The organism is Dactylosporangium sp. NPDC005555, from assembly GCF_040605635.1.
Classification (GTDB): Bacteria; Actinomycetota; Actinomycetes; order Mycobacteriales; family Micromonosporaceae; genus Dactylosporangium.
The window spans coordinates 244,080-264,528 of the sequence record NZ_JBEXDG010000007.1; the positions used below are offsets into that span (position 1 = coordinate 244,080).

General features: G+C 73.5%; 14 protein-coding genes. 9 read left to right on the forward strand and 5 right to left on the reverse strand.

All coding sequences use genetic code 11. The annotated features are described in order from the left end of the window. Positions 1-4: 4 nt before the first annotated feature. Positions 5-4,075, reverse strand: coding sequence for an AAA family ATPase (locus tag ABZS58_RS11350; RefSeq protein WP_354780127.1), 4,071 nt, complete (start codon positions 4,073-4,075; stop codon positions 5-7). Positions 4,076-4,178: 103 nt separating this feature from the next. On the opposite strand from ABZS58_RS11350, the gene ABZS58_RS11355 reads away from it, so the two are divergent. Both ABZS58_RS11355 and ABZS58_RS11360 read left to right on the forward strand, forming a co-directional pair. Further along, positions 4,179-4,682 (forward strand): GNAT family N-acetyltransferase, encoded by a 504-nt coding sequence (locus ABZS58_RS11355; protein ID WP_354780129.1) that lies wholly within the window; start codon positions 4,179-4,181, stop codon positions 4,680-4,682. Between the two features lie 151 nt (positions 4,683-4,833). Next, positions 4,834-7,548, forward strand: a complete 2,715-nt coding sequence (locus ABZS58_RS11360; protein ID WP_354780131.1) for an RNA repair domain-containing protein — start codon at positions 4,834-4,836, stop codon at positions 7,546-7,548. 134 nt (positions 7,549-7,682) lie between these two features. Here ABZS58_RS11360 and ABZS58_RS11365 read toward each other — a convergent pair whose 3' ends face one another. Both ABZS58_RS11365 and ABZS58_RS11370 read right to left on the reverse strand, forming a co-directional pair. Then, on the reverse strand, positions 7,683-7,862 hold the full coding sequence (locus tag ABZS58_RS11365) for a hypothetical protein (RefSeq protein WP_354780133.1): 180 nt from the start codon (positions 7,860-7,862) through the stop codon (positions 7,683-7,685). Between the two features lie 19 nt (positions 7,863-7,881). Next, positions 7,882-8,949, reverse strand: a complete 1,068-nt coding sequence (locus tag ABZS58_RS11370) for a nitronate monooxygenase (RefSeq protein WP_354780135.1) — start codon at positions 8,947-8,949, stop codon at positions 7,882-7,884. Between the two features lie 95 nt (positions 8,950-9,044). Between ABZS58_RS11370 and ABZS58_RS11375 the strand changes: the two genes are divergently transcribed. The 6 genes from ABZS58_RS11375 (at position 9,045) to ABZS58_RS11400 (ending at position 17,961) form a co-directional block, all read left to right on the forward strand. After that, the gene (locus tag ABZS58_RS11375) at positions 9,045-10,040 is read left to right on the forward strand and encodes a LacI family DNA-binding transcriptional regulator (protein WP_354780137.1); all 996 of its coding nucleotides are present in this window, start codon (positions 9,045-9,047) and stop codon (positions 10,038-10,040) included. A 212-nt stretch (positions 10,041-10,252) separates the two neighbouring features. Next, positions 10,253-11,599, forward strand: coding sequence for an extracellular solute-binding protein (locus ABZS58_RS11380; RefSeq protein WP_354780139.1), 1,347 nt, complete (start codon positions 10,253-10,255; stop codon positions 11,597-11,599). Between the two features lie 2 nt (positions 11,600-11,601). Further along, entirely contained in the window at positions 11,602-12,528 is a 927-nt protein-coding gene (locus ABZS58_RS11385) for a sugar ABC transporter permease (RefSeq protein ID WP_354780141.1), read from the forward strand. Beyond that, a complete protein-coding gene (locus ABZS58_RS11390) occupies positions 12,528-13,397 on the forward strand; it encodes a carbohydrate ABC transporter permease (protein ID WP_354780143.1) in 870 nt (289 codons plus the stop codon). The genes ABZS58_RS11385 and ABZS58_RS11390 overlap by 1 nt, the downstream gene beginning before the upstream one ends. 38 nt (positions 13,398-13,435) lie before the next feature. Further along, entirely contained in the window at positions 13,436-16,342 is a 2,907-nt protein-coding gene (locus ABZS58_RS11395; protein ID WP_354780145.1) for a CBM35 domain-containing protein, read from the forward strand. A gap of 35 nt (positions 16,343-16,377) precedes the next feature. Further along, positions 16,378-17,961, forward strand: a complete 1,584-nt coding sequence (locus ABZS58_RS11400) for a glycoside hydrolase family 13 protein (RefSeq protein WP_354780147.1) — start codon at positions 16,378-16,380, stop codon at positions 17,959-17,961. Between the two features lie 56 nt (positions 17,962-18,017). On the opposite strand, the gene ABZS58_RS11405 is transcribed toward ABZS58_RS11400, so the two are convergent. Beyond that, entirely contained in the window at positions 18,018-18,569 is a 552-nt protein-coding gene (locus tag ABZS58_RS11405; RefSeq protein WP_354780149.1) for a helix-hairpin-helix domain-containing protein, read from the reverse strand. Between the two features lie 201 nt (positions 18,570-18,770). Here ABZS58_RS11405 and ABZS58_RS11410 point away from each other — a divergent pair, with 201 nt between their 5' ends. Then, positions 18,771-20,096 (forward strand): FAD-dependent monooxygenase, encoded by a 1,326-nt coding sequence (locus ABZS58_RS11410; RefSeq protein ID WP_354780163.1) that lies wholly within the window; start codon positions 18,771-18,773, stop codon positions 20,094-20,096. A gap of 39 nt (positions 20,097-20,135) precedes the next feature. Here ABZS58_RS11410 and ABZS58_RS11415 read toward each other — a convergent pair. Next, positions 20,136-20,449: pectate lyase (locus ABZS58_RS11415; protein ID WP_354780151.1), on the reverse strand; the 314-nt coding region annotated here is incomplete at its 5' end.

Genomic DNA, 20,449 nt, shown 5'->3' on the forward strand with positions numbered 1-20,449 from the left:
GCCGTCAGCGGGGGTCGCGGCCGCCGAGCAGCTGGATCAGCTCGCGGCGGGAGCGGATGCCGAGCTTGCGGTACACGTTGCCGAGGTGGTAGTCGACGGTGCGGACCGACAGGACGATCCGGTCGGCGATCTCCCGGCTGGTGCGGCCCTCCGCGGCGGCGTAGGCGATGCGCCACTCGTGCGGGGTGAGCCCGTCCAGCGCCGTCGCGGGGGCGGGCACCGCGGCGGGGCCGGCGCGGCCGCTGGACGGCGTGAGCTCGGCGTGGGCCTGCTCGGCGAACGCGTCGGCGCCCGCCGCGGCGAACAGGTCCAGGGCCGCGGTCAGGTGTTCGCGGGCGGGTCCGCGGCGGCGGGCCCGGCGCAGCCACTGCCCGTGGGCGAGGTGGGTGCGGCCGAGCTCCACCGGCAGCGGCACCCCGTCGAACGCGGCGAGGGCGGGGCCGAAGCCGGTGCCGTCGTCGCCGAGGACCGCGCGGACCCGGGCGGCGACGGCGGCCCGGCCGGTGCGGCCGGTCGCGGCGACGGCGGCGTCGAGCCGGTCGGCGACGGCGTGCGCGGCGCGGGCCTGGCCGGTCTTGACGAGGGCCTCGGCGAGGTCGGCGGCGACCGGCAGGAACCCGGGCTCGACGACGCCGCCGGCGCGCAGGATGTCGTCGGCGCGGCCGAGTTCGGCGACGGCGTCGTCGTGGCGGCCGGCGGCGAGGGCGGTGACGCCGAGCGCGGCCCGCGCCTGCGCCTCGACGCCGAGGTGGCCGGGGGTGAGGGCGAGCGCGGCGGCGGCGTGCCCGGCGCAGTCGTCGGCGCGGCCCAGGACCGCCTCGACCTGGGCGAGCGCGGTGAGCGCCTCGGCGGTGTTGACGGGCAGGCCCATCGTCTCGGCGAGCTCGACGCCTTCGAGCGCGTCGGCGTACGCGGCGGTGACGTCGCCGGTGCGTATCCGCAGCCGGGCCCGCAGCGGCAGCGCGTATGCGAGCAGGGAGATGTCGGCGAGGCGGCGGGCGCCGTCGACGTCGTGGTCGAACAGCCGCGCCGCGGTGGCGTGGTCCTCCAGCCAGGTGAGGATGTCGCCGAGCTCGGCGGCGGACCCGTCGGCGTCCCGGGGCCGGCCGGGTTCGCCGAGGCAGGCGGCGACGCAGCGGCGGGCGAGCCGCGGCCCTTCCGGGTCCCCGGCGAGGGTCAGGGCGTGTGCGAGCCGGATCGCGATCTTCGGCAGGTCAGGGTCGGGGAGTCCGGTGCCGGCGACCTCGGCGGCGCGGACGCAGATCCGCACCATCGCGGCGACGTCGAGGGTGCGCATCGGGCCGTTCATCGCCAGGCTCAGCGACCGGGCGGCCTGATCGGGCACCTCGGCGCCGTTGCGGTCGACCTCGGCGACGATCGCGGCGAACGCGGCGTCGGCGTCGCCACGCAGCATCGCCAGGTAGGCCCGCTCCCCCAGGACCCACAGCCGGCCGGCCGTGTCCGTCGCCAGGGGCAGCGCGTCGTCGAGCAGGGTGACGGCGTGCTCGACCGCGCCGGCGGCGACCCAGACGCGGGCGGCCTGGGCGAGCCGCTGCCCGCGCGGCTGCGGCGCGGACGTGAACGCGGCCGCGCGTTCCAGGGCGGCGGCCTCGGCGACGAGACCACCGCGGCGGCGGGCCCGGCCGGCGGTCGCGTCGAGGGCGTCGGCGACCGCGTCGTCGGGCGGGGTGAGCGCCAGCGACAGGTGCCAGGCGCGGCGGTCGGCGTCGTCGCCGGTGACGCATGCCCCGGCGAGCGCGGCGTGGACCTCGCGGCGCCGCCCGGGCAGCGCCCGGTGGTAGACGGCGGAGCGGACCAGCGGATGCCGGAACCGGACCGTGCCGCCGGTCTCCAGGAGCAGCCCGGCACGGGTCGCGCCGTCCAGCGCCGACGGTGCCAGGCCGAGCCCGGTGAGGGCCCGCGCGAGCAGCGCCGGGGTGCCGGTGCCGGCGGCGGCGCAGACGAGCAGCGCGACCTGTTCGCCGTCGGCGAGGGCGGCGACCCGGTCGGTGAACGCGCGCTCGATGCGCTCCGTCGTCGGCAGCGGCTCCGTGATGGGGCTGCGCCCGGCGCGCTGCTCGTCGGTGAGGGCACCGGCGAGCTCCCGCAGTGCGAGGGGGTTGCCTTCGGTGGCGGTGAGGAGCCGGTCGGCGACGGTGCCGGAGCCGATCCCGCACCGGCGCAGGAGCGCGGCGCCGGCCTCGCCGTCGAGGCCGCCGAGGTCGACGGTCGCGGCGCCCGGGGCGGTGAAGGCGCCGCCGCCGCGGGTCGCGAACACGACGAGGACCCGCTCGGCGAGGAGCCTGCGGGTGGCGAAGAGCAGCGCGCTGGCGGAGGAGTGGTCGAGCCAGTGGGCGTCGTCGACGAGGCACAGCAGGGGCCGCTCGTCGGCGGCCGCGGCGAGCAGCGACAGGGTCGCGGCGCCGACCGCGAACCGCTCCACGGCGGCGGCGTCGTCGGAGCCGTCGTCCAGGCCGAACGCCGCCCGCAGCGCGGCCGCCTGCGGGCCGGGCAGCCGGTCCAGCAGCGGCAGCAGCGGCCTGGTCAGCGCCGCCAGGGCCGCGAACGGCAGGTCGGCCTCGAACTCGACGCCCGCGGCCCGGACGACATGGAAGCCGTGCGCGGAGGCGGCGAGGTCGTCCAGGAGGGTGGTCTTGCCGATGCCGGGTGCGCCCCGCACGACGACGCCGCGGCTGTGCCCGTCGCGGGCCTCCGCGGCGAGCTGCAGCAGCCTCGCCCGCTCCGCGTCCCGGCCGAGGATCTCCTCGCCGGCGGGCGCGACGTCGAGGTCGGCGGCCTCGGCCTCGGCGGTGTCCAGCTCCCGCCGGGCGGCGTCGGCGTCGCCGGGCAGGTCACGGCGCTGCAACGACTCCGCGAGCCGGCGCCGCGAGTGCAGGGCGGCGGGCCGGTGCCCGAGCGTCCGGTTGTCGCGCAGCGCGGCCCGGAAGTGCGCGACGGCGGCGTCGAGGTCGCCGGTGGTGAGCGCGGCGACGCCGAGGGCGTGCTCGGCCGAGCCGAAGCAGGCGACGGCGAGGCTCGCCGTCATCGGCAGCCGGGCGTGCGGGGCGAGCAGCGCGGCGGCCTCCGCGGCGAGGGCGTCGTCGCCGAGGAGGTGCGCGGCCTCGACGACGCCGTAGAGGGTGACGAGCCAGCTGCTGCCGCGGGGCAGCGTCGCGAGGCCGTCGCCGCGGATGCGGGCGAGGACGGCGGCGGCGCGGGCCCGGTCACCGGCGGCGGCCGCGGCGACGGCGAGCCCCGCGAGCGGGGACCGGTCGATGGCGCTGAGCGTCGCGGCGTGCGCGAGGTCGCCGAACATCGGCAGCAGCTCCGTGATCCGGCCCTGGAACCAGCGGATCGCCATGAGCTGCCCGCCGTGCCAGCCGTCGGTGTCCTCGTCGCCGGCGTCGCGGCCCCGGTCGGCGCAGGAGGCGGCGAGCCACTCGGCGTGCTCGAGCCGGCCGGCGCGGATGCTGAGCATGACCCGCATCGCGGCGGCGACGTATCCGACGGCGAGATGGTCACGCTCGGCGAGGGCGTCGGTGAGCGCGGTCAGGCGCCGCTCGGCGAGGAGGTCACCGGCGAGGAACAGGTCCGCGGTGTGCCACAGCATGCCCATGAGCAGGTCGCCGCGGCGGCCGGTGCCGGCGGCGACGCCGAGCAGCTCCCGGGCGAGCCGGTGCCGGACGCCGGCGTGGGCGGGGTCCAGGACGCAGTGGTGGGCGAGGCTCAGCGTCTCGGCGAGCGCGACCGGGTCGCCGGCGGCCCGGGCCTCGTCGAGGACGGCGAGGACCGCGTCGGGGGTGCCGTCGGAGTAGCCGGCCTCCGCGGCGATGCGGGCCCGCAGCCGGATCGCCGCCGGGCCGGTCGCGGTCGTCAGCGCCCGGGCGAGGCGGTGCTCCAGGAGGGCGGCGGCGGCCGCGTCGCGGCGCTCGTGCACCCACAGCCCGGCCAGGCCGAGTGCGGCCTGCGGGTCGCCGGGCGACTCCTGCCACGCCTGCTCGAAGAGGGTGCGGGCGGTGCGCAGGTCGCCGTCGTCGTGCAGGGCCGCGACGGCCCGCGCCAGCACCGAGTCCACGGCGGATGCTATCGCGGCCGGGCGGCTTTCCGACACTCGGTTACCGGCGCCGCCGGTAGTTCTACGGATCCGGGTCACCGGTGCCCGCGCCGATGCTCGACGTATGCAAGAGGTGATGTCCCGCCCCGACGCGAGGCGGTTACGTGTCAGGCCCCTCGCCCGCGGCGAGGTCGACGTGCTGCAGGACGTCTTCGACGGCCTGTCCGTCCGGTCCCGGTACCTGCGCTACCACACGGCGGTGCACCGGCTGACCCCGGCGAACCGGGCGGCACTGTCCGCTGTGGACGGACGCCGCCGGATCGTCCTCGTCGCCGAGCGGATCGGTCCCGGCGGCTGGGTCGCCGAGGGCGTCGGCCACCTCGTCGCGACCGGGTCCGGGCGGGCCGAGGTCGCGGTCGAGGTCGTCGACGCCGCGCAGGGCCGCGGGGTCGGCCGGACCCTGCTGCGGCACCTGGTGACGGTCGCGGAGGCCCTCGACTACCAGCTCGTGGAGGCCGCCGTCCTCACCGACAACACGCCGATGCTGCGCCTGCTGGGCCGCCTGTTCCCGGACGCGCGCACCACGGTCGAGGGGCAGACCGTCGCCGTCGAGGTGCGGCTGGGCTGACCTGGGCTGACCATGTCCGTCGCCGCGGCGGGTGTATCGCCGGACAGCGGCCGGACCGGCACGGGACGGGCGACCCCGGTCGCCGGCTCCGTCCGGCCCGGCGGCGCCTAAACCGGTGGAGCGCCGTGCCGCGGCGTCCTACGATCCGGGGATGGCGAAAGGGACCGGGAGCCTGCGTCCCGTGCAGGACGTCGTGTCCCGGATCCGGTTCGACGCGGCCCTCGACGCCGCCCGGTTCGCCGTCGGTCACGAGGAGCGGGGCGCCGGGATCCGGGAGACGCCGCTGCCGCTGTTCGTCGCCGCGGGGGACGTGCCGTGGCACCGGGTGCGGTACGTGAAAGCCGGCGACCTCGTCGTCTGGGACCGGCACGCGCGGGTCGACCTCGTCTTCGGCACCGGCGACACGCCCGCCGCGGACCTCACGGCACTGCAGGGCGCGCCGGCCGTTGCCGCTGCCGGTACCGTTGCCGGTGCCGGTGCCGGTGCCGGTGCCGGTGCCGGTGCCGTTCCGAAGCGGAGCGTGGCGTTCGACGCGGCCGTGTGCCTGCGGTTCGACGCCGCCGCCGGCGCGTGGGTGCCCGCGACACCGGCCGGGGACGTGCGGGCCGACGCCGTGCAGGTCGCCACGTTCAACGTGCTGTCCGACGCGTACGACCGGGACCTCACCTACCCGCAGCTGCGCGTCCCCGCCTGCGTCGAACTCCTGCACGGGCTCGGCGCCGACGTCGTCGCGCTGCACGAGGTGACCCCCACCCTGTGGGACGCGCTGCTCGCCGCGCCGTGGGTCCGGGCCGGCTACCACGTGTCGGCGGGTCCCGACGCCGACTACGGCACCGTCCTGCTCTCCCGGTGGGCGATGTCGCTCGAGGTGCACCGGCTCAGCACGTACAAGCGGACCATCCTCGGCATGCTCGGCCTCAACGGGCGGCGGGTCGGGTTCGTCGCCGCGCACCTGACCAGCGACCACACCACCGGCGCCGAGCAGCGCCGCGAGCACCAGCTGCGGATCATCGACGAACGGCTCGGCCGCGGCGACCTCGACGGCGCCGTCGTCCTCGCCGACGTCAACTTCGGCGACGACACCCGCCCCGACGTCGCCGGCTACACCGACGCGTGGCGGGCGCTGCACCCGCACGACGCCGGGTTCACGTTCGACCCCGCGGTCAACCCGCTCGCGGCGATCGCGTCCCGGACCGGGCTGTCGCGGCGCCTCGACCGGATCCTCATCCGGTCCGCCACGCCCGGCGGGCTCGTGCCGCTCGCCGTGGAACGCTTCGGGGAGCGGCCGTTCGACGGTGCCCGGTTCGTCTCCGACCATTTCGGCGTCACCGCACTGCTGCAGGACACGGCACCGTCCACTGTGGTCGGTGCCGCGTCCGTGCACACGTCGGCGCTCGTCCTGCGGCCCCCGTTGCCGGCGTGGCAGGCGATCCAGGCGATCCGGTCCGCGCACGACCCGTCGTTCCGGCGCTGGATGCCGCACATCAACCTGGTGTACGGGTTCGTCCCCGAGGACTCGTTCCCGGAGGCGGCGGCCGCGGTGCGGGAGGCCGTCGCCGGACTCGGACCGGTGCGGATCCGGTTGTCGACGTTCCGCACGTTCACGCACCGCGGCAGCACCACCGTGTGGCTGGAGCCGTCACCGCCGGAGCCGCTGCGGGAGCTGCAGGCGGCCCTCGCCGCGCGCTTCCCCGGCTGCGTCGAGCAGGACAGCCGCGACGGGTTCACACCGCACCTGACGGTCGCGAAACTCACCGGGCCCGGCGTCGACGCCCGGGTACGACAGTGGCAGGCCGACTGGGAGCCCATCGAGTGCACCGTCTCGGCCGTGGACCTCATCAGCCGCCGCGACGGCGAGCCGTTCGCCGTCCGGGACAGCGTGCCGCTCGGCACCGGCACCGGCCCGCTCCATCCGGCGGTCGCGGCGCTGCCCGCATGGAGCGCTCTGCCGTCGCCGTCGCACCGGGTCGCGCTGGACACCGTCGCCGCCACCTGCGCCGCTGTCGACCCGGCCGGGCGGCTGCACGTCGCGGGCTCGGTGCGGCTCGGGGTCGCCGGGCAGTCCTCCGACCTGGACCTGGTGTGGGCGACACCGGCGCCCGACGCGCTCGCCCGGCTCGCCGATCTGCTGACCGCAGGGTCCTCCCCCACCGTCGACGGCGCCGGCGGTGCGCGGCTGGCCGGGAGTGTCGTGCCGGTGGTGCGGGCCGTCGTGGGCGGGGTCGGCGTCGACGTGCAGCGGGTCCGGGTCGACCCGTCCGATCCCGGCCTGGACCTCGGCGCGCTCGACGACGCCGACCTGCGGGCCGTCCTCGCCGTCCGGGACGCCGACGCGCTGCCCGCGGCCGATCCCGTGTTCCGCGCGCTGCTCGGCGACGTCCGGGCCTGGTCCCACGGCCACCAGCTCGACGGCGCCGCGTGGGGGCTCGTCGGCGGGTTCACGTGGGCGGTCCTCGCCGCCGAGGCCCGCGCCCACCACGTCACCGACCTCGCCGGGTTCCTGCGGCACTGCGCCGGCCACCCCCGCCGCCCGCGCCGCGGCGAGCGGCACGCCTACTGGCCCGTCCACTCCCCCACCCCGCCCGGCGTGAACACCACCCGCACGATGACCCGCTCCACCGCCGCCGTGCTGCAGGAGGCCCTTGCCGGTGGCGGCCGCTCCCGGTCGCACGAGCACCGGGTGCTGCTCACCGGCGACGTCGAGGGCCGGGTGCTCGGCCTGATCCTCGCCCTGGAGGACGCGGGTGCGCGGGTCCGCCCGTACCCACGGGCCGCCGCCCTCGGCCTCGACGGCGGCGACCCGGACACCCTGCGAGCGGTCGTCGCCGCCACAGACCTGTCGGCGCGACTCGTCCGGCCCGCATAACAGCCGGGCCGGACGTCACAACGGACCGCGCGTCACAACGGACCGCGCGTCACAACGGACCGCGCGTCACAACGGACCGGGCGTCACAACGGACCGGGCGTCACAAACGGGCCGGGCGTCACAGCGAGGCCGGGTCAGAGCAGGCGGCGGAGGGCCGGGGCGAGGGCGCGGGCCATCGGCAGGTCGTCGGGGCGGTGCATGGCCCAGTTCATCGCGCCGAGCACGCGGCGCGGCGGCGGGTCGGTGGCGACGGCCGCGATGATCTCCTCGTCCGGGAACGCATCGCAGCGGCACGCCGGGCACGAAGCCCTCAATGATCGATGTCTGTCGCTGTCACAGGGTCGCGGTCAGCGCGGCGATCACGGCGGCGGCGGGTCCGGTGGCCGCGTGCCGGTGACCGGTGCCGGCCCACAGGTGGACCCGGTCGAGGTCCCCCGCGGCCGCGGCCGCCTTGCGCAGCGGCGCGGTCAGGTGGTGGACCTGCGGATATCCGAGCGGCGCGGTCGCGTCGTGCCGGTCGACGAACCCGTTGCGCAGGGCCCGCGCGGGGCGCCCGGTGAACGCGCGCGTCACCACCGTGCCGCCGGCACCCGGGACCCAGCCGCCGGCCACGGCGGAGGAACGGGCCGGAGCGGAAGCCGCGGCGGACGAGGCCGCGGCGAGGGCGGTCCGGTGCGGGGTGGAGGTGCCGGCCTCGTCGGTGCGCAGCAGGGCGGTGCCGGCCATGGTGGCGGCGGCGCCCGCGTGCAGGGCGGCGGCGACGTCCGCCGGGGTCGCGATCCCGCCCGCGGCCACGACCGGCAGCGACACCGCGCCCCGCACCGCCGCGACCAGCTCGGGCAGCGACAACGGCGGCACAGCGGAGGGAACGCGGGCGGGGGTCAGGGTGGCCGAGTGGCCGCCGGCCGAGGACGACTGCACGACCAGGGCGTCGACGCCGGCGCCCGCCGCGAGGAGCGCCTCGGCCGGGGTGGTGACGGTCTGCAGGACGAGCGTGCCGACGCGGCGCAGCGCGGTGACCGTCGCCGCCGCCGGGATGCCGAACGTGAAGCTCACCGCCGGCACCGGGTCCGCGAGCAGCAGGTCGAGCTTCGCCGCCCAGTGGTCGTCGTCGTCGTCCGCCGGTGGCAGCGTGGGCGTCAGGTCGTACACGGCGAACTCCGGCCGGAGCTCGTCCAGATAGCGCGCCAGGGCGGCCCGGGAGGCCGGGACGGCGGGCGGGGCGAAGAGGTTGACGCCGAACCATGTGCCGCCCGCCCGGGTCTCCGCGATCCGCGACGCCAGGCCGTCAGGGGTCAGGTAGCCGGCGGCGAGGAAGCCGCCGCCGCACGCGGCGAGGAGGGCCGGGGTGCCGGCGCCGCCGGCCATGGGCGCGGCGAGCACGGGGCCGGGAAAGGTCACGATCCAATGTAACAACTTTCGTGACTACCCTCAGTTATGCAATTCGTTGCACAATCGGATGGCGTTTTTGCATGACCGGTGGTTAGACTGCTGGCGTGGTCACGAGACTGTCGAAGGTCGCCAAGTACGCCGGCGTGAGCGAGGCGACGGTCAGCCGGGTGCTGCACGACCGGCCCGGCATCGCCGCCGCGACCAGGGATTCCGTGCTCACCGCGCTGGACGTGATGGGCTATCAGCGGCCGTTCCGGCACCGCAGCGAGATGGCCCGGCTGGTCGGCATGGTGCTGCCCGACTTGCACAACCCGATCTTCCCGGCCTATGCGGAGGCGATGGCGGGCGCGCTGTTCCGGCAGGGTCTCGTGCCGGTGCTGTGCACGCGCACGTCCGACGGCGTGTCCGAGGCGCACTACATCGAGATGCTCCTGGCCAGGCAGGTCGCGGGCATCGTGTTCGTCGCGGCCAGCTACGCCGACGCGGGCCCGGAGCAGGCCGACGCGCTGCGCAGGCGGAAGCTGCCGATCATCCTGATCAACCCCGCGGACGAGAACCGGGACGTCCCGCGGGTCGGCGTCGACGACGCGATGGCCGTCGACCTGGCGCTGAGCCACCTGCAGAGCCTCGGCCACCAGCGCATCGGCGTCGTCGTCGGGCCCACCGGGCACGTCCCGTCGGACCGGAAGGTCGAGGAGTTCCTGGCCCGGGTCAAGGGGCCGGCGCGCAAGCTCGTCACCCGCACGATGTTCTCGATGGAGGGCGGCCAGGCCGCGACGAACGGGCTGCTCGCGCAGGGTGCGACGGCCGTCGTGTGCGCCAGCGACGCCCTCGCGCTCGGCGCCATCCGGGCGGCCCGCAAGCAGGGCCTCGACGTGCCCGGCGACCTGTCCGTGATCGGCTTCGACGACTCGGCGTACATGGCCTACACCGACCCGCCGCTGACCACGCTGCGGCAGCCGGTCGAGACCATCGGCGCGGCCGCCGTCGCGTCGCTCGTGGCGCAGATCGACGGGCGCAAGGTCGCCCTCGACGAGCAGCTCTACGACCCGGAGCTCATCGTCCGGGACTCCACGGGGCCGGTGAAGAACCGCTCCTGAGCTGGGAAAACAACGACATTTGCAAGGCTACGCAAGCGAAGTGGCGAGTTCTTGCATCAGATTGCAAGAAGCTATGGACTTTCTGATGTCCATGGCCCTACTCTCGTCTCCACGCGCCGGGAACAACGGCGCGGCCCTCACACGTCGTGAGCAAGAAGCCACACCCCTCGGGCCCGCCGCCCGATTCTTCGGCTCGTGGAGAGAGAGGCACCATGAAGCACTTCCGCGCCGCCGCGGCGGTGACGCTGGCCGCGTCACTGTTCTTGGCAGCATGTGGCGATACAGGGGACGGGTCGGAGGCCGCCGACGGGCCCGTGACGCTGGTCGTCAACGGCATGCCCGCCGCCACCGACGAGTACAACCGGGCGAACTTCGAGAAGGACGTCAAGGACTTCGAGGCGAAGCACCCCAACATCAAGATCGACGCCAAAGAGGGTCAGATGGACCCGAAGACGTTCAGCGCCAAACTGGCCGGCGGCCAGCTGGAGGACGTCTTCTACGTCTACTTCACCGACCCGCAGAACCTGATCGCGAAGAAGCAGGTCTCCGACATCACGCCGTACCTCGGCGAGGTCCCGGCGATCAAGGATGTCCGTCCCGTCCTCATGCAGGTCTTCAGTGACAGCAAGGGCAGGACCTACGGCCTGCCGTCGGCCAACTACTCCCTCGGCCTGATCTACAACCGGACGCTGTTCCAGCAGGCCGGCCTCGACCCCGACAAACCGCCGACGACGTGGGCCGACGTCCGCGAGGCCGCCAAGAAGATCACCGCGCTCGGCAACGGCGTCACCGGATACGGCGACTTCAGCAAGAACAACACCGGCGGCTGGCACTTCACCGCGGAGCTGTACTCCATCGGCGGCGACGTCGCGGTCAAGGACGGCGAGACCTGGAAGGCCGGCTTCAACAACGACAAGGGTAAGCAGGTCCTGCAGCAGCTGAAAGACATGCGGTTCACCGACAAGTCGATGGCCGAGAAGCAGGCCCTCGAGTACGCCGACCTGCTGACCCACATGGCGTCGGGCAAGCTCGGCATGATGGTCGGCGGCACCGGCGACCTGCCCAACATCGTCAACCAGTACAAGGGCAGGTACGAGGACTACGGCCTCGGCGTCATCCCCGACGGCAAGGCCACCCTCGGCGGCGGCGACGGCTACATGTTCAAGGCCGGCCTGTCCCCCGCGAAGATCAAGGCGGGCCTGCAGTGGCTCGCGTTCCGCAAGCTCAACCCCGACCGCGTCGACGCCGACAAGGCCCTCGACAAGGAGAAGAACCAGCCGGTCGGCATCCCGGAGCCCAACATCTGGACCGGCGAGTCGGAGCAGAAGCTGATCGCCGCGAACACCAAGTACGCCAACGTGCCGGCCGCGAACTACAAGCCGTTCAACGCCGCCAGCTCCGGCATCCCGCTGAAGGTCGAGCCGCCGAACGCGCAGCAGGTCTACGCGGCGCTGGACACCGCGATGTTCAAGGTCCTCACCGACCCGAACGCGAACGTCGACCAGCTGCTCAAGGACGCCGAGACCCAGGTCAACCAGATCCTGGCGACAGTCAAGTAACGATGGCGACGATCACCCCTACCCGTCCCGCGCGGCCTCTCGTCAAGGCCGCGCGGGACGGAAGGACCAAGCGCAGGATCGCCGACAACGTCAGCGCCTACGTCTTCCTGGCCGCGGGCCTGCTCTGCTTCGGGCTGTTCAGCTGGTGGCCGCTCATCAAGGGCGTCATCCTCGCCTTCCAGCAGGACAACTTCGTCACCGAGCCGGAGTGGGTCGGGCTGACCAACTTCCAGGCCGTGCTCGACGACCCGCTGTTCTGGACGGCGTGGAAGAACACGCTGTACTTCACCGGCCTGGCGCTGGTGTTCGGCTATCTCGTCCCGTTCGGGGTGGCGATCGTCATCCACGAGCTGCGCCACCTGAAGGGGTTCTTCCGGTTCGCCGTGTACCTGCCGGTGATGCTGCCGCCGATCGTCACGGTCATCCTCTGGCAGTACTTCTACGACCCCGGCAACGGACTGTTCAACGCGGTCCTGTCGGCGCTGCACCTGCCGGAGTCCGGATGGACGCAGTCACCCCGGATGGTGATGGTCTCGCTGGTACTGGTGAGCACCTGGGCCAACATGGGCGGCGCCACCATCATGTACCTGGCGGGCCTGGCCAGCATCCCCGGTGAGCTCTACGAGGCCGCGGAGCTCGACGGCGCCGGCGTCTGGAAGCGGATCCGGCACGTGACGCTGCCGCAGATGCGCTTCATCCTGCTCGTCCTGCTCCTGCTGCAGATCGTGGCGACGATGCAGGTGTTCATCGAGCCCTACCAGCTGACCGGCACCACCAACCCGGACTCGATCACGGTGATGGTGCTCATCTACCGCTACGCGTTCACCGTCAACAACGACTTCGGCATGGCCGCCGCGATGAGCGTGCTGCTGTTCGTCGTCCTGGGCGCGTTCTCCGCCGTGTACCTGCGACTGACCCGGAAGTCCTGATGCGATCCCTCATCTCCGACAGTGAGCTGCGCCGCCGGCCGGTGCTCTACCGGGTCGTGCTGTGGAGCCTCGCGGCGCTGTTCGTCCTGGTGTTCGTGTTCCCGCTGTACTGGATGGTCACCGGTGCGGTGAAGACCCCGGTCGAGCTGGCCCAGCCGGTGCCGACCCTCGTCCCGCACAGCTGGCACCCGGAGACGTACCTCGACGCCTGGCGGAAGCTCAACATCGGCCGGTACCTGCTGAACACGGCGTTCTACGCGGTCGGCGGCTGGCTGTTCCAGCTGATCGTCGACGTCGCCGCCGCGTACGCGCTGTCGAAGCTGCGGCCCCGCTTCGGCAAGCTGATCCTGGGCGGGATGCTCGCCAGCCTGATGCTGCCCGCGGCGGCGCTGCTCGTGCCCAGCTACCTCACGGTCGCCGACGTGCCGCTGCTGCACGTGAACCTGCTCAACACGCCGTGGGCGCTGTGGCTGCCGGGCGCGGCGAACGCGTTCAACATCTATGTCCTCAAGCGGTTCTTCGACCAGATCCCCGACGAGCTGCTGGACTCCGCCGGCATCGACGGCGCCGGGCGGCTGCGCATGCTCTGGCACATCGTGCTGCCGCTGTCCCGCCCGGTCCTCGCCGTCGTGTCGATCTTCGCGATCATCGGCGCCTGGAAGGACTTCCTGTGGCCGATGCTCGTGCTGCCCGACCCTGACAACCAGACGATCAGCGTCGCGCTGAGCCGCCTGGCGTTCAACGGCTACGTGACCCCCAACGAGATGTTCGCCGGCCTCGCCATCGCGAGCGTCCCGATGGTGGTCGTGTTCGCCGTCTTCCAACGCAGCATCTTGAGCGGCCTGTCCGCGGGCGCGCTCAAAGGCTGACACCACCCCATTTTCACCCCGTTAAGGAGATCGGTTCGATGCTCCGACGATCCCGCCTGCTCGCGATCGGGGCCGCCACCCTGGTCGCGGCGGCCTCCATCACCCTCGCCGCCACCATGCGCGCCGAGGCCGCCACCACCACCTACCAGGCCGAGTCCGCCGCACTGAGCGGTGGCGCCGCCACGGCCACCGACCACAGCGGCTACACCGGCTCCGGTTTCGTCGGCGGCTACGTCGACGGCAACCAGGGCCGGGCAGCAACTACATTCAGCGTCGGCGTCTCCGGTACGGCGCAGCGCACGCTCACCCTGCGGTACGCCAACGGCACGGGCTCCGCCAAGACCCTGTCGCTGTACGTCAACGGGACCCGCGTCACCCAGGTCAGCCTGAACGCGACCGCGAACTGGGACTCCTGGGGCACCCGCGCCGACACCGTCACGCTGAACAACGGGACCAACAGCGTCGCCTACCGCTTCGACACCGCCGACTCCGGCAACGTCAACCTCGACAACCTCGTCGTCGCCGACATCCCGGCGCCGCCGGCCGGCACCTACGAGGCGGAGTCGGCGGCGCTGTCCGGCGGCACCGTCGTCGCGACCGACCACAGTGGATACTCCGGGACCGGGTTCGTCGGCGGCTACACCGACGGCAACCGGGGCAACGCGGCGACGACGTTCAGCGTCAGCCGCTCCGGTGCCGGCTCGTCGTCGCTGACCCTGCGCTACGCCAACGGCACAGGGTCGGCGATGACGCTGTCGTTGTACGTCAACGGCACCCGCCTCACGCAGGTGTCGCTGCCGGCGACCGCGAACTGGGACACCTGGGGCACCCGCGCCGACACCGTCACGCTGAACAACGGGACCAACAGCGTCGCCTACCGCTTCGACACCGCCGACTCCGGCAACGTCAACCTCGACAACCTGGTCGCCGCGGCCGTCGCCACCTCGCCGACGCCGTCGACGTCCACGCCGCCCCCGTCCGGTGGCGCCGAGCTGGAGACCGCGTTCCTGTCCGGCGGGCCGGCCGCCGCGACCTCGATCGGCGGCTACACCGGCACCGGGTACGCGACCGGGTTCACCGCCGTCGGCGCCCGCGCGATCCGGACCGTCAACGTCACCGCCGCCGGTAACGCGGCCACGGCCCTGCGGTACAGCAACAGCACCGGCAGCACGAAGACGCTGTCGACCTATGCGAACGGCGTGAAGGTCGGCCAGATCTCCCTGGCGGCCGGTAGCGGCTGGCTCACCGCGGCGCAGACGCTGCCGCTGCGGGCCGGGCTCAACCTGATCGGCTACCAGTACGACAGCGGCGACTCCGGCAACGTGTCCCTGGACAACGTCGCCGTCGCCGGCTCCACCGCCCTCGCGGCCCGGGGCGCGACCGTCGCCTACACCGAGTACGAGGCGGAGAACGGCAGCACCAACGCCACCACGATCGGCCCGGACCGCGCCTACCTCAGCGTCGCCGCGGAGGCATCCGGCCGCCGGGCGGTGCGCCTCGACAACGCCGGCAAGTACGTCCAGTTCACCCTCACCAAGCCGACCAACTCCCTCGTCGTGCGGGCGTCCGTGCCCGACAACGCGGCCGGCACCGGCACCAGCGCCAACCTCGCCGTCTACGCCGGCGGCGCGAAGGTCAAGGACCTGCCGGTCAGCTCCACCTACAGCTGGGTGTACGGCGCGTACCCGTACGACAACAACCCGGCCGGCGGCGAGCCGCACCGGTTCTTCGACGAGTTCCGCACCACGCTGCCCAGCTACCCGGCGGGCACGGTGCTGAAGCTGCAGAACGACGGCGGCACCCCGATCACCGTCGACCTCATCGACACCGAGGTCGTCGCGGCGCCGCTGACCGCCCCGGCGAACTCGCTGTCCATCACCGACTACGGCGCGGTCGCAGGCTCCGGCGACGACACCGGCGCGTTCAACTCGGCCGTCGCGGCGGCGAAGTCGCAGGGTAAGACGCTGTGGCTGCCGGCGGGCACCTGGGACATCAACACCCGGATCAACGTCGACAACGTCACCGTCCGCGGCGCCGGCATGTGGCACACCACGGTCCGCGGCAGCAACGGCAAGGGCGGCTTCTTCGCCACGGGTTCCAAGGTCCAGCTCGCCGACTTCACGATCGCCGGCGACGTCCGGTACCGCGACGACACCAACTTCGACGCGGCCCTGGAAGGCAACTTCGGCACCGGGTCGCTGCTGCACAACCTGTGGATCGAGCACACGAAGGTCGGTCTGTGGGCGTCCAGCGGCACCGACGGCCTGTACATGGTCGGCGTGCGCATCCGGGACACGTTCGCCGACGGGGTCAACCTCAACGGCGACCTGCGCAACACCCGCGTCGAGCAGAGCGTGCTGCGCAACACCGGCGACGACGCACTCGCGATGTGGTCCAACAGCGCGCCGGTGACGAACTCCGCGTTCACGTTCAACACCGCGCAGCTGCCGATGCTCGCCAACACCGCCGCGATCTACGGCGGCAACGGTAACCGGATCGAGGACAACCTGTTCTCCGACACGGTCTACGCCGCGTCCGGCGTCGCGATCAGCACCTGGCACGGCGCGCAGCCGTTCAGCGGGACGACGAGCGTGCAGCGCAACACGCTGACGCGCACCGGTGGGTACGAGCGCAACTGGGGCTCCTCGATCGGCGGTCTCTGGTTCTACGCCGAGGCCCGCGACATCACCACCCCGGTGATCGTGCGGGACGTCGACATCCTCGACAGCTCCTACCAGGGGCTGCTGTTCAGCTGGCAGCGCACCGTCTCCAACGTCACCTTCGAGCGGGTGAGGATCGCCGGCGCCGGCACGTACGGCATCGAGATCAACGTCGTCGGCAGCGCCACCTTCAACTCCGTCACCGTCAGCGGCGCCGCATCCGGCGGCCTGCTGAACAACACCGGCTACACGCTGGTGCGCGGCCCCGGCAACTCCGGCTTCTAGAACCCTCACCGACCAAGAGAAAGCGGGGACCTCCAGTGTCCACAGCAGATACCCGATGGTGGCGCGACGCGGCCATCTACCAGATCTATCCGCGGTCCTTCGCCGACGACAACGGCGACGGCGTGGGCGACCTGGCCGGGGTCCGGGCCCGCCTCGGGTATCTGCGGGACCTGGGGGTCGACGCGATCTGGTTCAGCCCATGGTTCCCGTCGCCGATGGCCGACGCCGGCTACGACGTCGCCGACTACCGCGACATCGACCCGGCGTTCGGCACCCTGGCGGAGGCCGAGGCGCTGATCGACGAGGCGCACGCCCTGGGCATCCGGATCATCATCGACATCGTGCCGAACCACACGTCGACCGCGCACGCCTGGTTCCAGCGGGCCCTGGCCGACCCCACCTACCGGGACCGGTTCTGGTTCCGGGACGGCCGCGGCTCCCAGGGCGACCTGCCGCCCAACGACTGGGGCTCGATCTTCGGCGGGCCCGCCTGGACGCGGGTCGCCGACGGGCAGTGGTACCTGCACATGTTCGACGCCGGCCAGCCCGACTTCAACTGGGACAACCCCCTCGTCCGCGAGGAGTTCGAGGACGTCCTGCGGTTCTGGTTCGACCGGGGCGTCGACGGCATCCGTATCGACTCCGCGGCGATGGTCGCCAAGGACCCCGCCCTGCCCGACTTCGACCCCGCGTCGCCGCCGGACCCGCACCCGTGGAACGACCGCGACGAGATCCACGACATCTACCGCGCCTGGCGCCGCGTCGCCGACAGTTACCCCGGCGGCCGGGCCCTCATCGGCGAGGTCTGGCTCGCCGACCCGCGGCGCTTCGCCCAGTACCTGCGCCCCGACGAGCTGCACGCCGCGTTCAACTTCGACTTCCTCGGCTGCCCGTGGGACGCCAAGGCGCTGCGCCGGTGCGTCGACGAGACCCTCGACGCGCACGCCGCGGTCGGCGCGCCCGCCACCTGGGTGCTGTCCAACCACGACGTCACGCGGCACGTCACCCGCTACGGCCGGGCCGAGACCGGCTTCGAGCACCACCTGCGCCAGACCCGGCACCTCGCCCCCACCGACCTGGCGCTCGGCACCCGCCGGGCCCGCGCCGCCGCGCTGCTCACCATGGCGCTGCCCGGCTCCGTCTACGTCTACCAGGGCGAGGAGCTCGGCCTGCCCGAGGTCGAGGACCTCCCAGCGGCGTCCCGGCAGGACCCGATCTTCGCCCGTACCGGCGGCGCCGACCCCGGCCGCGACGGCTGCCGCGTGCCGCTGCCCTGGTCCACCGCCGAGGTCGGGGCGTCCGGCTGGCTCCCGCAACCCGCCGGCTGGACACAGTGGACCGTCGAATCCGAGAGCGCCGACCCGTCGTCGATGCTCAGCCTGTACCGGCGGGCCCTCGCCGTCCGCCGCCACGAGGCGGGACTCGGCGACGGGCCGATGGCGTGGCTGGACGCGCCCGCGGACGTGCTCGCGTTCACCCGCGACGGCGGCTTCGCCTGCGTCGTCAACCTGTCCGGCGCGCCGGTCGACCTGCCCGCCGGCGAGGTCCTGCTCGCCAGCGGTGAGCTCGCCGTCGGCCGCCTGCCGGACGACACGGCGGCCTGGCTGCGCCTCGCCTGATCCGCGGCGGTTCCTGATCACCGGCGGGGCGGGGCGCCGCATCCGTCCCGCCGGCTTCAGACGGTCAGCCAGTAGCGCAGCTGCCGCAGCTCGTCGTGGGTCAGCCCGGCGGCCTCGGCGAACTCGTTGACGCTGCCGAACCCCTGCCGGGCGGCGCGTTCCGCGAGCACCCGGGCGGCGCGCGCCGGGTCGAACCCGGGCAGCGCCGCCAGCTGCTGCGGCGACGCGGTGTTGACGTTGACCGCCATCGACTGGCCGGTCGCCTCGGCCGGCGCGGTGGTGGCGAGCCGGAACTGCTCCGCCCGCCACCGCAGCCAGGCCGGGTTGACCAGCAGGCTGTGGACGCACGCGAGCACCCACAGCGCCCAGTACAGGCCGAAGAACGCCCCGCCGACCGCGGTGCCCTGGCTGAGGAAGCTCGCGGAGCAGCCGGCGACGACGTAGCCGACGCCCGGCAGCCACCAGTCCACGCGGCGGGCGCGGATGCCGACGACGATCAGGCCGGCGCCGCTGAGGCAGCCGAGGGTCAGCAAGGGCACGAGCAGCCACGCGCTGTTGCGGATGCGCCACGACCGGGTCTGCGTCGGGTCGGCGACGATGGAGGACATCGGGACACCCTAGAGATCCGGCGCCGGTTCGCATCTCCCCTGTTCGGACAGGGTTCGGCGGCCTGATACGGATCGGTCGGCGAGCTGACAGTCCCGTTGGAGACGGCACGGGTCGAAGCAGGTGGCTACGGTTTGCGCACAGCCAGCCACCTCAAACGGAGGATTCCCTTGTCACCCAAGGAAAAGTCCGGTCATGCCGTCGTGCTCGGTGCCAGTATGGCCGGGCTTCTCGCCGCGCGTGTCCTCAGTGAGTCATTTGCGAACGTCACCATATTCGACCGCGACACCCTCCCCGCCGGCGCCGCCAACCGGAAGGGTGTGCCGCAGGGCGAGCACTCCCACGGGCTCCTCGCCCGCGGCCGCCAGGTCCTCGAGGAGCTGTTCCCCGGTATCGTCGCCGAACTGACCGCCGCGGGCGCGATCCCCCTCGACCTCATGCGCGACTGCGTCTGGGTCACCGGCGACCGGCCGATGCCCCGGGTCGCGTCCGGCCTCGCCGGGCTGTGCGTGAGCCGCCCGACCCTCGAGGCGGCCGTCCGCCGGCACGTCCTCGCGTGCCCGGACATCGTCGTCCTGGACGGTCACGAGGCGACCGGCCTGCTGTTCGACGGCGTCCGGGTCACCGGCGCGAAGGTCCGGCCCGTCGCCGGTGGCGAGCACGACGTGGCCGCGGACCTCGTCGTCGACGCGACCGGCCGCGGCAACCGGGGCCCGACGTGGCTCGCCGCGCTCGGCTTCGACCGCCCGGCCGAGGAACGCGTCGACCCGCTGACCGTCTACGTGTCCCGCGACTACCGCCGGGTCCCCGGCGCGCAGGACTACGCCGCGATCATCAACTCCCCCAACGCGGGCCGCCCGTTCGGCGCGGTCGCGATCGCCGCCGACGGCGACCGGTGGATGGTGACGCTGCTCGGCGTCGGCGCGGGCCAGGCACCGCCCACCGACGCCTTCGCGGACTTCGCCGCGAAGCTGCCCGACCCGCGGCTGCGCGAGCTGCTCAGCACGGCCGAGCCGCTGGGCCCGCCGCTGCGGATGCGGCTGCCGGCGAGCGTGCGCCGCCGGTACGAGCGGATGAGCCGCCTCCCGGACGGCCTGGTGTCGATCGGCGACGCCGTCTGCGCCTTCAACCCCGCCTACGGCCAGGGCATGACGGTCGCGGCGGCGGAGGCGATCGAGCTGCGTGACGCGTTGCGGGCCGGCCGGGAGGGGCTGCCGCGCCGGTTCTACGCCCGCGCGGCCAAGGTCGTCGACGTGCCGTGGGACATCGCGGTCGGCGCCGACCTCGCCAACCCCGAGATCCAGGGTGAGCGCACCGGCAAGACCCGCTTCCTCAACGCGTACGTGGCGAGGATCCAGACCGCGTCGGGCCGCAGTGCCGCGGTCGGCCGCCGGTTCCTGGAGGTGGCGAACCTGATGCAGGCACCGCCGGCGCTGTTCGCCCCCTCGATCGTGGCCCGGGTGCTGTGGTTCGGCCGCAGACGACCGGCTCCGGCACCGGCGGCGCGGCGGGAGACGGTCGCCGTCTGAACATCGGAGGGGCCCTGGCACAGGGCCCCTCCGATGCCGTCAGGCCCAGATCACGTCGGTGTTCGGGTTGTAGAAGCAGTTGGTGCTGTCAGGGCCGCTGCCGATGTGGCTGGGCTCGCTGCCCTTCGGGACGCCCTTGTACTTGTCGCAGATGATCGTGCTGTGGGAGCTGTCGCCGATGACGGTGACGCGGGTGAAGCGGGCCGTGTCGCCCCAGTTGGTGTTGATGCCGGCGACGACCTTCAGCGACTTCACGCGGATGTTGTCGACGACGACGTTGCGCTGGTAGGAGTTCGTGCAGTTGCCGCAGGCGCGGTACAGCTTCCCGGCGTTCTCGACGTAGAAGCCGGAGA